The organism is Tardiphaga sp. GW822-FHT04G09 (genome assembly GCF_058800725.1).
On sequence record NZ_JBXAMO010000022.1, the window covers coordinates 30,840 to 44,242 of the forward strand.

Annotated in this window: 9 protein-coding genes and 1 tRNA gene; 7 read left to right on the top strand and 3 right to left on the bottom strand. The window is 61.8% G+C overall.

Annotated elements, in window-relative coordinates:
- Nucleotides 1-96: 96 nt before the first annotated feature.
- Nucleotides 97-783 carry a hypothetical protein gene (locus AC1RLZ_RS26245; RefSeq protein ID WP_493191025.1) on the top strand — a complete coding sequence of 229 codons (687 nt, stop codon included), beginning with the start codon at nucleotides 97-99 and terminating at the stop codon, nucleotides 781-783.
- A gap of 66 nt (nucleotides 784-849) precedes the next feature.
- Here the strand turns inward: AC1RLZ_RS26245 and glnA are convergent, their stop codons facing one another.
- On the bottom strand, nucleotides 850-2,259 hold the full coding sequence (glnA, locus tag AC1RLZ_RS26250) for a type I glutamate--ammonia ligase (protein ID WP_493191026.1): 1,410 nt from the start codon (nucleotides 2,257-2,259) through the stop codon (nucleotides 850-852).
- 215 nt (nucleotides 2,260-2,474) lie between these two features.
- Entirely contained in the window at nucleotides 2,475-2,813 is a 339-nt protein-coding gene (locus AC1RLZ_RS26255; protein WP_143573288.1) for a P-II family nitrogen regulator, read from the bottom strand.
- A 429-nt stretch (nucleotides 2,814-3,242) separates the two neighbouring features.
- Here AC1RLZ_RS26255 and AC1RLZ_RS26260 point away from each other — a divergent pair, with 429 nt between their 5' ends.
- Complete coding sequence (locus AC1RLZ_RS26260) at nucleotides 3,243-4,739, top strand: NAD(P)H-hydrate dehydratase (protein WP_493191027.1); 1,497 nt, start codon at nucleotides 3,243-3,245, stop codon at nucleotides 4,737-4,739.
- Between the two features lie 68 nt (nucleotides 4,740-4,807).
- Here the strand turns inward: AC1RLZ_RS26260 and AC1RLZ_RS26265 are convergent, their stop codons facing one another.
- Nucleotides 4,808-6,121, bottom strand: a complete 1,314-nt coding sequence (locus tag AC1RLZ_RS26265; protein WP_493191028.1) for a multicopper oxidase domain-containing protein — start codon at nucleotides 6,119-6,121, stop codon at nucleotides 4,808-4,810.
- 153 nt (nucleotides 6,122-6,274) lie between these two features.
- On the opposite strand from AC1RLZ_RS26265, the gene AC1RLZ_RS26270 reads away from it, so the two are divergent.
- The 5 genes from AC1RLZ_RS26270 to lon all read left to right on the top strand — a co-directional run bounded on the left by AC1RLZ_RS26270 (nucleotide 6,275) and on the right by lon (nucleotide 13,378).
- Nucleotides 6,275-6,359 (top strand) — tRNA-Leu (locus AC1RLZ_RS26270).
- Nucleotides 6,360-6,529: 170 nt separating this feature from the next.
- Nucleotides 6,530-7,879, top strand: coding sequence for a trigger factor (tig, locus tag AC1RLZ_RS26275; RefSeq protein WP_371423642.1), 1,350 nt, complete (start codon nucleotides 6,530-6,532; stop codon nucleotides 7,877-7,879).
- A 408-nt stretch (nucleotides 7,880-8,287) separates the two neighbouring features.
- Nucleotides 8,288-8,923 (top strand): ATP-dependent Clp protease proteolytic subunit, encoded by a 636-nt coding sequence (locus tag AC1RLZ_RS26280; protein WP_371423641.1) that lies wholly within the window; start codon nucleotides 8,288-8,290, stop codon nucleotides 8,921-8,923.
- Nucleotides 8,924-9,370: 447 nt separating this feature from the next.
- A complete protein-coding gene (gene clpX, locus AC1RLZ_RS26285) occupies nucleotides 9,371-10,645 on the top strand; it encodes an ATP-dependent Clp protease ATP-binding subunit ClpX (protein WP_089264575.1) in 1,275 nt (424 codons plus the stop codon).
- 306 nt (nucleotides 10,646-10,951) lie between these two features.
- Entirely contained in the window at nucleotides 10,952-13,378 is a 2,427-nt protein-coding gene (gene lon, locus AC1RLZ_RS26290) for an endopeptidase La (protein WP_371423639.1), read from the top strand.
- Nucleotides 13,379-13,403 lie beyond the last annotated feature (25 nt).

A 13,403-nucleotide genomic window follows, 5' to 3' on the forward strand; every position in this document is an offset into this window, starting at 1 on the left:
TCACTGTTCCGTCAATTGCATCGGGGATCAAGACATATCGCCGCTTTGACGTCTCCGTCGCGATCGTGCATGGCCGATCGGGGGAGGCCAATAACAATGAACATGCTGAAATGGGTCGGTCCGGTCGGATTGCTCGCAGCCCTGGTGATCGGGGACCAGATCCGGATCAACCGGCCCGCGCACAAATATCGGCTGACCATGGAGGTCGAGACGCCGGATGGCGTGAAGTCTGCCTCGCATGTCGTCTCCGTGCATCCCTATCGGGGCTACCAGCCGGGCGGCAAGGTGACGTCACGGGGCGATGCGGTGGTGTTGGATCTCGGCGGCGGCAGGAACCTTGCCGCGCTGATGCTGCATGACGACAAGGGCAGCGCGGATTTCGACGGCGCCAATTTCGTGGCGATGCGGGCCTATCAGGCAGCCGGACGCAAGATCGCCTTTCGCGACGTCAGCAGCCAGACCGGCGCCGTTCCGGTCGCCGGCGAATTGATGCCGGTGCTGGCGAGTTTCACAGACCCCCGGGACGCGTCGACCATGCGCAGGATGCAGCCGGATGACCTGTCGTCGCTCGGCGCCGGCGTGCGCTTGCGCGGTGTCACGGTGGAGACCGTGCCCAATGGATTCTGGCCGGTCGATTTCGGTGGCGTTCTCGGCGCCCCGGTCACGCGCAGCGTCACCGCAAAGCTGCCATGGGCGGACAGCGAAGCGGAGGCGGCGCGCGCGGTCACTGCGGTCGGCTTCTCCGATCTGCTTGAGGCATCGCGCGCATTCACGCGCAAATAGCGGCCACGAAAAAGGCGCTCCGTTTCCGGAGCGCCCTTATCGGTTCTGGCTGTGAGGCCCGAAGGCTTACAGCGAGTAGTACATGTCGAATTCGACCGGGTGCGGCGTCATTTCAAAACGCATCACTTCGGTCATCTTCAGTTCGATGTAGCTGTCGATGAAGTCGTCGTCGAACACGCCGCCGTTCTTGAGGAAGCCGCGATCCTTGTCGAGGTTCTCGAGGGCTTCGCGGAGCGAGCCGCACACCGTCGGGATCTGCTTCAGCTCTTCCTTCGGCAGGTCGTAGAGGTCCTTGTCCATGGCCGGACCCGGATCGATCTTGTTCTTGATGCCGTCGAGACCGGCCGTCAGCATCGCGGCGAAAGCGAGATACGGATTGGCCATCGGATCCGGGAAGCGGACTTCGACGCGCTTGGCCTTCGGGTTGGTGGTGTAGGGTATGCGGCAGGAGGCCGAACGGTTGCGCGCCGAATAGGCGAGCAGCACCGGGGCTTCGTAGCCGGGGACCAGGCGCTTGTAGGAGTTGGTCGACGGGTTGGTGAAGGCGTTGATCGCCTTGGCATGCTTGATGATGCCGCCGATGTAGTGGAGGCAGGTCTCGGAGAGATCGGCATATTTGTTGCCGGCGAAAGTCGGCTTGCCGTCCTTCCAGATCGACTGGTGCACATGCATGCCCGAGCCGTTGTCGCCGAAGATCGGCTTCGGCATGAAGGTGGCGGTCTTGCCGTAGATGTGCGCGACCTGATGGATGCAATACTTATAGATCTGCATCTGGTCGGCCATGTAGGTCAGCGTGTCGAACTTCATGCCGAGTTCGTGCTGGGCCGACGCCACTTCGTGGTGATGCTTCTCGACCTTGACGCCCATGCGGGCCATGGCGCCGAGCATTTCCGAGCGCATGTCCTGCACCGAGTCCTGCGGCGGGACGGGGAAGTAACCGCCCTTGGTGCGGATGCGGTGGCCGAGATTGCCGCCTTCATATTCGGTGTCGGAATTGGTCGGCAGTTCCGACGAGTCCAGCTTGAAGCCCGTGTTGTACGGATTGGCCGAGAAACGCACGTCGTCGAACACGAAGAATTCGGCCTCAGGGCCGACGAACACGGTGTCGCCGACACCCATGGACTTGACCATGGCTTCGGCCTTCTTGGCGATGCCGCGCGGGTCGCGGTTATAGGGCTCGCCGGTGGAGGGCTCGAGAATGTCGCAGGTGATGACCATGGTGGTCTCTGCGAAGAACGGGTCGATGGTCGCCGTTGCCGGATCGAGCATCAGCATCATGTCGGACTCGTTGATCGCCTTCCAGCCGGCGATCGAGGAGCCGTCGAACATGGTGCCTTCGGCAAACATCTCTTCATCGACCATCGAGACGTCGAAGGTCACGTGCTGCCACTTGCCGCGGGGATCGGTGAAACGCAGGTCGACGTACTTGACGTCATTGTCCTTGATGGACTGAAGGACTTCTTTGGCGGTCGTCATGGGGCTCCCTACCTTTATTTGCGGGCCGATTTCCGGGACGTAACAATCTGTCGTGACGATCAGGTCACAACGGCATGTTTTCAACAAAACAAACCGTCAACAAGAGAAGGCTGCCGAAGCAGCCCTTTTGGTGACGCCTTGAAGCGTTGAATGTCGGATAGCACCCGGCTTGGAGAGCGTCCAGTCCGTCGGGTCCTGCGACGCGGGTCCTGCCGTCAGATCGCGTCGAGTCCGGACTCGCCGGTACGGATGCGCACGGCTTCCTCGATGTTCGACACAAAGATCTTACCGTCGCCGATGCGGCCGGTTTGCGCGGCGCGACGGATGGCGTCGATCGCCTTTTCGACGAGGTCGTCGGAGATCACGATCTCGATCTTCACCTTGGGTAGAAAGTCGACGATGTATTCAGCGCCGCGATAGAGCTCGGCGTGGCCCTTCTGACGACCGAAGCCCTTGGCTTCCGTGACCGTAATGCCCTGCAACCCGACTTCCTGAAGAGCCTCTTTGACCTCGTCCAGCTTGAACGGCTTGATGATGGCTTCGATCTTTTTCACTGAACGTCTCCTCGGCACTTCTAATCAGGCCGCACATAGCTTTGATCATTGCGCGTTTTGCGCACACTGTTCGATACCCAATTTCGGGCGTTATTGCGCTGCCGCCACGCCGCATCGACGAAATCTCGCCTGATGCGGTAGACGGTCGGCCACCCCCTGTCTCTTAAACAGGTGTCTTTCAACATTTGCCGGTGAGCGCGACGGACCCGAAGCTGGCTTCCTTAAAAGCAGGGTCCATGCCAAGTTCGCTCCTCGGCTATTTTTGGAGCATTATCAGGTTATTACATCGCACCTGAAGAGGTTTGCATCAAGAGTATTCAACTACTTTTGCCTAGAGAATGATCAAATTGATCGCGCGTTGTGCAGTTTTGCCCTGCAGCGTTCGCGCGTGACGGGAGTGCCTTCCAAAAAGGCGTGGTAGGAAGCGATATGAATATTCTGACGACCGACGAGATGGCGCGTGCCGATCAACTGACGATTGCAGCCGGGACGCCAGGCTTCAAGCTGATGCGCGCAGCCGGGCGAGCCGTAGCAGACGTGGCCGGCGAACTCGCTGAAGAGGGGCCGATCCTGATCGTGGCCGGGCGCGGCAACAATGGCGGCGACGGTTTCGTCGCGGCGGCCGAGCTCGCGGCGCAGGGGCGGGACGTTTCGGTGATCCTGCTATGCGACCGGGCGACGCTGAAGGGCGACGCGGCGCTGGCGGCCAAGGGATGGAAGGGCGACGTGCTGCCCTGCGATCCCTCCCTGATCGGCCAACCGGCACTGATCATCGACGCACTGTTTGGCGCCGGGCTCAATCGTCCGGTCAAGGGCGATCCCTTGATCATGATTGACGCCATCAATGCAGCCGGCGTTCCGGTGCTGGCCGTCGATCTGCCGAGCGGCATCAATGGCGATTCAGGGGGCGTGATGGGCGGCGCGATCAGGGCGACCGAGACCGTGACGTTCTTCAGGCCCAAGCCGGGCCATCTGCTGGTGCCGGGCCGGGTGCATTGTGGCCGGCTGCGGGTGATCGATATCGGCATCGATGAGGACGTGCTGGACGAAATCCGTCCGCAGACCTCCGAGAACAATCCCGATCTGTGGGCCGACGCCTTTCCGGTGCCGAAGATCAACAGTCACAAATTCTCGCGGGGTCATGCCGTGGTTGTCTCCGGCGACATCGCGTCCACAGGCGCCGCCCGGCTGTCCGCCCGGGCCGCTTTGCGCGGCGGGGCAGGCCTGGTGACGGTGGCGTCGCCGCGCGATGCGCTCGCCGTCAATGCCACGGCGCTGACTGCGGTGATGGTACGGCCGGTAGATACGGCGGCGGAGTTCGCCGCGCTGATCGGCAGCAAGGTGTCCGCCTGCGTGATCGGGCCGGGCGCCGGTGTGGGCGAGCGGACGCGCATGTTCGTGGAGGCCATCCTGGCTGCAAGGCGTCACGCGGTGCTCGACGCGGATGCACTGACCAGTTTTGCCGAGGCGCCCGATCGGCTGTTCGGCTTGATCAAGGGCAATCCCGAAGCGGGTGTCGTGCTGACACCCCATGAGGGTGAATTCTCGCGCATCTTCAGTAAGATAGATCGGGAACATCCAGCAGTGTCTAAGCTTGAGCGTGTTCGTCTGGCTGCGAAAGAGTCCGGTTCTATCGTCCTGTTGAAAGGGCCGGATACGGTCGTGGCGTCGCCGGACGGCCGCGCCGCCATATCAGCCAATGCGCCGCCCTGGCTGGCAACTGCCGGGTCCGGCGACGTGCTGGCCGGCATCATCGGTGCGTTGCTGGCGCAGGGCGTTCCGGCCTATGAGGCGGCCTGTATCGGCGTGTGGATGCATGGCGAGGCGGGCAGCGAGGCCGGGCCGGGGCTGATCGCCGAGGATCTGACCGAAGTGCTGCCGGCGGTGTTCCGCCGGCTCTATGACCAGCTCGGTATCCAGTACTGAGCCAAGAGTCCTGTTTGGTCGCGTTTTCTTGACGCGAACCGGTGTCCACTTCGCTTGAAAACGCGCTGTCAGTCGACGCTGTACCAGCGGACCTGCCGCGGGGCGGCCCAGTCGGCCATGAAAGCCTCCATCAGCCAGCGCCCGACATTGTTGGCGGCAAAGGCGATGCGCTGGGTCTGGCCGGCGTCCAGCGCCAGGGTGTCGAGCCAGAACGGCTTCCAGCCGTCATCGAGCCGGTCGAGCAGGCGGACGTGATGGCCGTGGATCTGGAGCACCATCGGGCTGGTGGCCCGGTTGGTCAGCGCCAGCACCACAGCGCGGCCGGGCTTGGTCCGGAAGGCCGGCGGTGTGCTGGCGGACAGATCGGCCGGCTTCACCCATTCGGGACTGACGGCGCTCAGCGTCATGTCGACGCGCAGGGCGCCCTTGAAGTCCAGTTGCGCGGGCAATCCGTTGGATGGCAGCGGTGCCGCTGCCGGCAGCGGCGCGGCGCGCAGCGGAGGGTCATTGGACATGGTGATCCGGCCGATCGGTCGGGCTGCCTTGCCGTCATGGAGCAGGATCGCCGAGGTCGATCCCGCCGGCCTGACGGTATCGATGAAGACGTCGACCCGGGTTCCGGGCGCCAGCACCACCTGATTGTTGCGGGCTGGGAACGGCTCCGACGGCTGCCCGTCGATGGCCATGACGCGCACCTCATGATCGTCAAATTTCAGAGCAACCACATTGCGTTGGCAGCCATTGATGAGACGGAGTCTGAGCCGTTCATTAAGTCGCGCCGTCAACTCCAGCGTGGGTTTCCGGTTGATCAGGAACAACGCGACCGCGTCTTTCGGGTCCGTGCCGGGGGCGAACAGGCTGCCGTCCGGCTTGAGGCGGAAGTCCTCGATCAGCAGCACCTCGTCGCGGTCCACCGCGACCGGATCGCTCTCCTGGACAACCAGGCTGCGGACCTGGGACGGCAGCGCCTGACTGTCGCCGAGCAGACGCATGTCCAGATACGACGTTCCGGCACTGCCCATCTGCAGCTTGAACGCGTCCTTGCCGCCGGCTGCGACCGGCTTGCGGTCGAGCAGCGGCGCAATCCCGGACACGCCGTTAATGCCCCGGCAGTTCAGTGCGATAGGGGCAGGTAGCTGATTGGCGAGATGAACGGAGATCTCGTCGCCGCGGTTGAAGCGCAGCGGACCCTTCTGGGCCGAATACAGCGTCCAGGCCTCAGTGGAGGTGCCGGGCTTCACCGTGAACGGGCCGGCCTTGGCCTGCAGTTCCAGCGCAGTGACGGCCTGGGCGAGGGTGGCCCGGGGCAGAATCGGGGCGATCAAGGCGCTCCCGGCGCCCGCGAGCAGGGTCCGGCGCGTGAGGGGGAGAAAGCGGTTCATCATGTCCAAATCCCGACCATTTTGCCGCGCTAAAGTCCAGTTGCCGGGGCTGCGGCAAGTAAGCCGCTATGTGACCATTTTTTTGCTGCGAACCACTGTCCCCATGTTATAAGCCCGCCGCTCGCGACATCGCGGCCGGACATGATGTTTTTAGCGGGCGTGGCGGAATTGGTAGACGCGCTGGATTTAGGTTCCAGTGACGAAAGTTGTGGGGGTTCGAGTCCCTCCGCCCGCACCAAGCGCACATAGCGTTTGACCATGACGATTTCCGGACACGTTTCCGCGGAGGCAAGCCCTTCACGTGAATGGGTCCGCCGAACCATCGACGCAGGCTTTCCGGTCGCGCGTCGGACGAATTTTACAATGTCGGGCCCTCGAGCCGGACCAAGCGGGAAGAAGATTGACGCCATGCAGGTGAATGAAACCCTCTCCGAGGGATTGAAGCGCGAGTTTTCGGTCAACGTGCCGGCTGCCGACATCGAAGCCAAGGTCGATGCGCGCCTCGATGACATGAAGGGCAAGGTCAAGCTCAACGGCTTCCGTCCGGGCAAGGTTCCCGTCGGTCACCTGAAGCGTCTCTATGGTCGCTCGGTTGCCGCCGAGACCGTCGATGAATTGATCCGCGACACCAACACGCAGATCTTCACCGAGCGCGGCTTCAAGCTCGCGTCCGAGCCGAAGATCACGATGCCGACCGAGCAGAAGGAAGTCGAAGACATCCTGTCGGGCAAGTCGGACCTGAATTACACCGTCGCCATCGAAGTCGTGCCGCCGATCGCGCTCGCCGACTTCAAGAGCTTCACCGTCGAGAAGCCGGTGGCCGAAGTGACCGATGCAGACGTCGATGAAGCCATCAAGCGCGTCGCCGACCAGAATCGTTCGTTCACCGAGAAGGCCGGCAAGGCCGAGTCGGGCGACCGCGTCACCGTCAACTTCAAGGGCACCATCGACGGCGTCGCTTTCGATGGCGGCACGGGCGAGGACATCCCGGTTGCGATCGGCTCCAACACCTTCATCCCGGGCTTCGAGGAGCAGCTGATCGGCATCGCCGCCGGCGAGACCCGCACCCTCAAGGTGTCGTTCCCGACCAACTATGCCAGCGAGACGCTGGCCGGCAAGGCCGCGGAGTTCGAGACCACTGCGACCAAGGTTGAATCACCGGTCGATACCGTGATTGACGACGAGTTCGCCAAGACCCTCGGCCTCGAGTCCCTCGACAAGCTGAAGGAAGCCGCGCGCGAGCGTCTGGTTGCGGAATTCGCCGGCGCGACCCGCCAGCGCGTCAAGCGTCTGCTGCTCGACCGTCTCGACGAGACCCACAAGTTCGATGCGCCTCCGTCGCTGGTCGACGAAGAGTTCAAGCTGATGTGGAATTCGATCCAGCAGGAGATGGCATCGTCGGGCAAGACCTTCGCCGACGAGAACACCACCGAGGAAGCCGCCCAGGAAGAGTATCGTAAGATCGCCGACCGCCGCGTGCGTCTCGGTCTCGTGCTCTCGGAGATCGGCGAGAAGAACAAGATCACCGTCAGCGATGACGAGGTCAGCCGCGCCGTGATCGAGCGCGCCCGTTCGATGCCGGGTCGCGAGAAGGAAGTTTGGGACTTTTACCGCAGCAATCCCCAAGCCTTGGCCCAGCTTCGTGCACCGATCTACGAGGACAAGGTCGTCGACTTCATCCTTGAACTCGCCAATGTGACCGAGAAGAAGGTGTCCAAGGACGACCTCTACAAGGACGAGGACGAGAAGGCGGCTTAAGCCTGGAGACGTCGGATGGGTTGAGCGTAGCGAAACCCATCGCTTCCAGTGTGCGTGATTGATGGGTTTCGCGAAGACGCTCTACCCATCCTGCGCGCGACCGTTCGGTTTAGAAACTTCTAATCAGAACGCCGGCCGGGTCCTCCAGCCGGCGTTTTGACGTTAAGGATACCGCTCGAAACAGGTTCCAAAAGGGCTCCAGCGCTTTGCGGTGGCCGTCCGAATCGGCTTGAACTGAGGTTCAGGGCGGCATGTGGACCGGTGGTCTTGTTGCTGCTCGATTGGTCCATATCTGTGGGCTCTGTTTGTTGTTCCTGCATCACGGGACGTTCGTCTTCTCCCGGCAAACCGTAACCGGTTCCAGTCTTGCCGATGGACGTGTGTCTCCTCCAACCTTTCGGGTGATCAATGCGCGATCCGGTAGAAACCTACATGAACCTCGTCCCGATGGTGGTCGAACAGACCAACCGCGGTGAACGGGCTTACGATATCTTTTCGCGCCTGTTGAAGGAGCGCATCATCTTCGTGACCGGTCCGGTCGAGGATGGCATGTCGACGCTGACCGTTGCCCAGCTTCTGTTTCTCGAAGCCGAGAATCCGAAGAAGGAAATCTCGATGTACATCAACTCGCCCGGTGGCGTGGTGACGTCGGGTCTGGCGATCTACGACACGATGCAGTTCATCCGTCCGCCGGTGTCGACGCTGTGCGTCGGTCAGGCCGCGTCGATGGGCTCGCTGCTGCTGACAGCAGGCGAGAAGGACATGCGCTTCGCGCTGCCGAACGCCCGCATCATGGTTCATCAGCCGTCAGGCGGCTTCCAGGGCCAGGCCACCGACATCCTGATCCATGCCAAGGAAGTCGAGAGCCTGAAGCGCCGGCTCAACGAGATCTATGTGAAGCACACGGGACGTCCTTACGAGGACATCCACAACGCGCTCGAGCGCGATAACTTCATGACGGCGGATCAGGCGAAGGATTTCGGGCTGATCGACAAGGTCATCGACAAGCGCGCTGAAGAATCGAGCCCGGCAAAGCCGGCCTAAACGACGCCGCATTCGGCGAACATATCGACAACCGAGACAGACGGCGCCCGCGCGCCGCCTGTCCCAAACCAGCCATATCGATCAAGCTTTTCCCGAATTGGTACTATGTGCCGACGCCAGCAGACGCGAGAGTTCCGCTTTCGTGCTGGTCGGGTGGTGTCATTCACGCAACGTTCCCCAATTTTCCGGGCGCCCTCGCGTAAATGCCGTAAATCACGCTATTGTCACGCGCCAGGAGATGGTGCCGATTAGCGAATTCTTGATCATCGGCTGTCAGCATGGTTCGCTGATGCGGATCGGTTAGTATCGCGGGAGAGTCGAGTTAGCCGTGATTCGTGCGGCATTCTGGAACTAGGTCTTTTTTGGTACGGATTTTGCTCTATCTACGGGTGGTGTCCCGTAACTGGGCGACCGGCAGACAAGATCGAACGGCGGACGGAGATAGGAATGAGTAAGGTCGGTACCAGCGACTCCAAGAACACGCTGTATTGTTCGTTCTGCGGCAAGAGCCAGCATGAAGTTCGCAAATTGATCGCGGGTCCTACCGTTTTCATCTGTGACGAATGCGTCGAGCTCTGCATGGACATCATCCGTGAAGAGAACAAGTCCTCGCTGGTCAAGTCGCGCGACGGCATTCCGACGCCGAAGGAAATCTGCAAGGTGCTCGATGACTACGTCATCGGTCAGTTCCATGCGAAGAAGGTTCTCTCGGTCGCGGTGCATAATCACTACAAGCGCCTCAACCACCAGACCAAGCACAACGACGTTGAGCTCGCGAAGTCGAACATCCTGCTGATCGGTCCGACCGGTTCGGGCAAGACGCTGCTCGCGCAGACGCTCGCCCGTATTCTGGACGTGCCGTTCACGATGGCCGATGCGACGACGCTGACCGAAGCCGGTTACGTCGGCGAGGACGTCGAGAACATCATCCTGAAGCTGCTGCAGGCTGCCGACTACAATGTCGAGCGGGCACAGCGCGGCATCGTCTATATCGACGAAATCGACAAGATCTCGCGCAAGTCCGACAACCCGTCGATCACCCGTGACGTGTCGGGCGAGGGCGTGCAGCAGGCACTGCTGAAGATCATGGAAGGCACCGTCGCCTCCGTGCCTCCGCAGGGCGGCCGCAAGCATCCGCAGCAGGAATTCCTGCAGGTGGATACGACGAACATCCTGTTCATCTGCGGCGGCGCGTTTTCGGGCCTCGAAAAGATCATCTCGTCGCGCGGACGGACCACGTCGATCGGCTTCGCCGCTCAGGTTCTCGCGCCGGAAGATCGCCGCACCGGTGAGATCTTCCGTCACGTCGAGCCGGAAGATCTGCTGAAGTACGGTCTGATCCCCGAATTCGTCGGCCGTCTGCCAGTGGTCGCGACACTCGAGGATCTCGACGAGACCTCGCTGAAGAAGATTCTGATCGAGCCGAAGAACGCGCTGGTCAAGCAGTACCAGCGCCTGTTCGAGATGGAAAACATCGAGCTGACCTTCGCCGACGAGGCGCTGGGTGCGGTGGCCCGCCGGGCTATCGAACGCAAGACCGGTGCACGTGGTCTGCGGTCGATCCTGGAGAGCATTCTGCTCGAAACCATGTTCGATCTGCCCGGTCTGGAAGGTGTCGAGGAAGTCGTCATCTCCAAGGAGGTTGTGGATGGGACGGCACGCCCGCTCTACATCTACGCCGACCGTTCGGACCGGACCGCGGAGAGCAGCGCGAGCGCCTGATCCGGCGCGCGTTTAAGACGCTCGACTTAAGTTCAATAGGCGGCTGCCGAGGCGATCGGCAGCCGTTTTTTGTTGTCGCTACGCTCTATAAATGCCCTTGTTCATGGGTATTCCCGCGACTTGACACCCCCCGGGCCCATAGCCACCTAATGTTCTCGGCGAACACAAATTCTCCCTCAAGATTCGCCATAACGATCCGGACACGTAGAGCCTGAAACGGCCGAGCAAAGACGGAAAATCGGCACCTTGTGCGGTTGCGCCATCGGGCGGACTGCTTGCAAGGGGGCACAGCAAAAGGAATAGGCCATGACTGCCTCCAAACCCCGGCCAACCATTGTTCACGGCGAAAGCCACTCCTATCCGGTATTGCCGCTGCGCGATATCGTCGTCTTCCCGCACATGATCGTGCCTCTCTTCGTCGGCCGCGAGAAATCGATCCGCGCGCTCGAAGAGGTGATGAAGAACGATGCGCTCATCATGCTCGCCACGCAGAAGAATGCGTCGGACGATGATCCATCGCCGGACTCGATTTACGAGATCGGTACACTCGCCAGCGTGCTGCAGCTTTTGAAGCTTCCCGACGGCACCGTGAAGGTCCTGGTGGAAGGGCTCGAGCGCGCCAAGGTCGAGAAGTATTCCGATCGTACCGAATATTACGAAGCGACTGCAGTCGCGCTGGCCGATACCGATGCGAAGAGCGTCGAGGCGGAAGCGTTGTCGCGTTCGGTGGTCTCGGACTTCGAGAGCTATGTGAAGCTCAACAAGAAGATCTCCGCCGAAGTCGTCGGCGTCGTGCAGGCGATCACTGATTTCGCCAAGCTCGGCGACACCGTCGCGTCGCATCTCGCCGTGAAGATCGCAGATCGCCAGGGCATCCTGGAAACGCTATCCGTCACCGCGCGCCTCGAGAAGGTGCTCGGCCTGATGGAGAGCGAGATCTCGGTGCTGCAGGTCGAGAAGCGCATCCGCTCGCGCGTCAAGCGCCAGATGGAGAAGACGCAGCGCGAGTACTATCTCAACGAGCAGATGAAGGCGATCCAGAAGGAGCTCGGCGACGACGAAGGTCGCGACGAGCTGGCCGACATCGAAGAGAAGATCGCCAAGACCAAGCTGTCGAAGGAAGCCCGCGAGAAGGCGCAGCATGAGCTGAAGAAGCTGCGCCAGATGTCGCCGATGTCCGCGGAAGCGACCGTCGTGCGCAACTATCTCGACTGGCTGCTGTCGATTCCGTGGGGCAAGAAGTCCAAGGTCAAGAAGGACCTCGCCGCGGCGCAGGCCGTGCTGGATGACGATCACTACGGGCTCGAGAAGGTCAAGGACCGCATCGTCGAGTACCTCGCGGTGCAGACGCGCGCCAACAAGCTGTCGGGCCCGATCCTGTGCCTCGTCGGACCTCCCGGCGTCGGCAAGACCTCGCTCGGCAAGTCGATCGCGAAGGCAACCGGACGTGAGTTCGTGCGCGTGTCGCTCGGCGGCGTGCGTGACGAAGCGGAGATCCGCGGACATCGCCGGACCTATATCGGTTCGATGCCCGGCAAGATCATCCAGTCGATGCGCAAGGCCAAGACGACGAATCCGCTCTTCCTGCTGGACGAGATCGACAAGATGGGCGCCGATTTCCGCGGCGATCCGTCGTCGGCACTGCTCGAGGTCCTCGACCCTGAGCAGAACGGCACCTTTGCCGATCACTACCTGGAGGTCGACTACGATCTGTCGAGCGTGATGTTCATCACTACGGCGAATACCCTGAATATCCCGGGGCCGCTGATGGATCGTATGGAGATCATCCGGATCGCCGGCTACACCGAGAACGAGAAGGTCGAGATCGCCCGCAAGCATCTCATTCCGATCGCGCTCTCGAAGCACGGTCTGGATGCCAAGGAATGGTCGATCGACAACGACGCATTGTTGCTGATGATCCGCCGCTACACCCGCGAAGCGGGCGTGCGTAATCTGGAGCGCGAGCTCTCCACACTGGCCCGCAAGGCCGTGAAGGAGCTGATGCTCTCGAAGAAGAAGGTGGTGAAGGTCACCGACAAGAATCTCGAGGAATTCCTCGGCGTGGCGAAGTATCGCTACGGCGAGATCGAGAGCGACGATCAGGTCGGTGTCGTCACCGGTCTGGCATGGACGGATGTCGGTGGTGAATTGCTCACCATTGAAGGCGTCATGATGCCCGGCAAGGGCCGCATGACCGTCACCGGCAACCTGCGCGACGTGATGAAGGAATCGATCTCGGCGGCGGCGTCCTATGTCCGCTCGCGCGCGATCAACTTCGGGATCGAGCCGCCGCTGTTCGAGCGGCGCGACATCCACGTCCACGTGCCCGAGGGTGCAACGCCGAAGGACGGTCCGTCCGCAGGCGTGGCGATGGCGACGACGATCGTGTCCGTGCTCACGGGCATTCCGATCCGTCACGATGTCGCCATGACCGGCGAGATCACGCTGCGCGGCAGGATCCTGCCGATCGGCGGTCTGAAGGAGAAGTTGTTGGCAGCGGCCCGCGGCGGCATCAAGACGGTGCTGATCCCCGAGGACAATGCCAAGGACCTCACCGAGATTTCCGACGCCATCAAGGGCGGCTTGAACATCATCCCGGTCGCCCGGATGGACGAGGTGATCGCCAACGCCCTGGTGCGGGCGCCGAAGGCGATCGTCTGGGAAGAGGACACCAAGCTGCCGGTGAAGGCCGATGGCGCGGAAGAGGCTGGCAGCGGCCTTACGGCGCACTGAGGCCAGCATTCTCGACGACTATCAG

Bases quoted from the DNA above. Each gene is read 5' to 3' on its own strand.
- AC1RLZ_RS26245 (WP_493191025.1), top strand. From the start codon at position 97: ATGAACATGCTGAAATGGGTCGGTCCGGTCGGATTGCTCGCAGCCCTG.
- glnA (WP_493191026.1), bottom strand. From the start codon at position 2,259: ATGACGACCGCCAAAGAAGTCCTTCAGTCCATCAAGGACAATGACGTC.
- AC1RLZ_RS26260 (WP_493191027.1), top strand. From the start codon at position 3,243: ATGAATATTCTGACGACCGACGAGATGGCGCGTGCCGATCAACTGACG.
- AC1RLZ_RS26265 (WP_493191028.1), bottom strand. From the start codon at position 6,121: ATGAACCGCTTTCTCCCCCTCACGCGCCGGACCCTGCTCGCGGGCGCC.
- tig (WP_371423642.1), top strand. From the start codon at position 6,530: ATGCAGGTGAATGAAACCCTCTCCGAGGGATTGAAGCGCGAGTTTTCG.
- AC1RLZ_RS26280 (WP_371423641.1), top strand. From the start codon at position 8,288: ATGCGCGATCCGGTAGAAACCTACATGAACCTCGTCCCGATGGTGGTC.
- clpX (WP_089264575.1), top strand. From the start codon at position 9,371: ATGAGTAAGGTCGGTACCAGCGACTCCAAGAACACGCTGTATTGTTCG.
- lon (WP_371423639.1), top strand. From the start codon at position 10,952: ATGACTGCCTCCAAACCCCGGCCAACCATTGTTCACGGCGAAAGCCAC.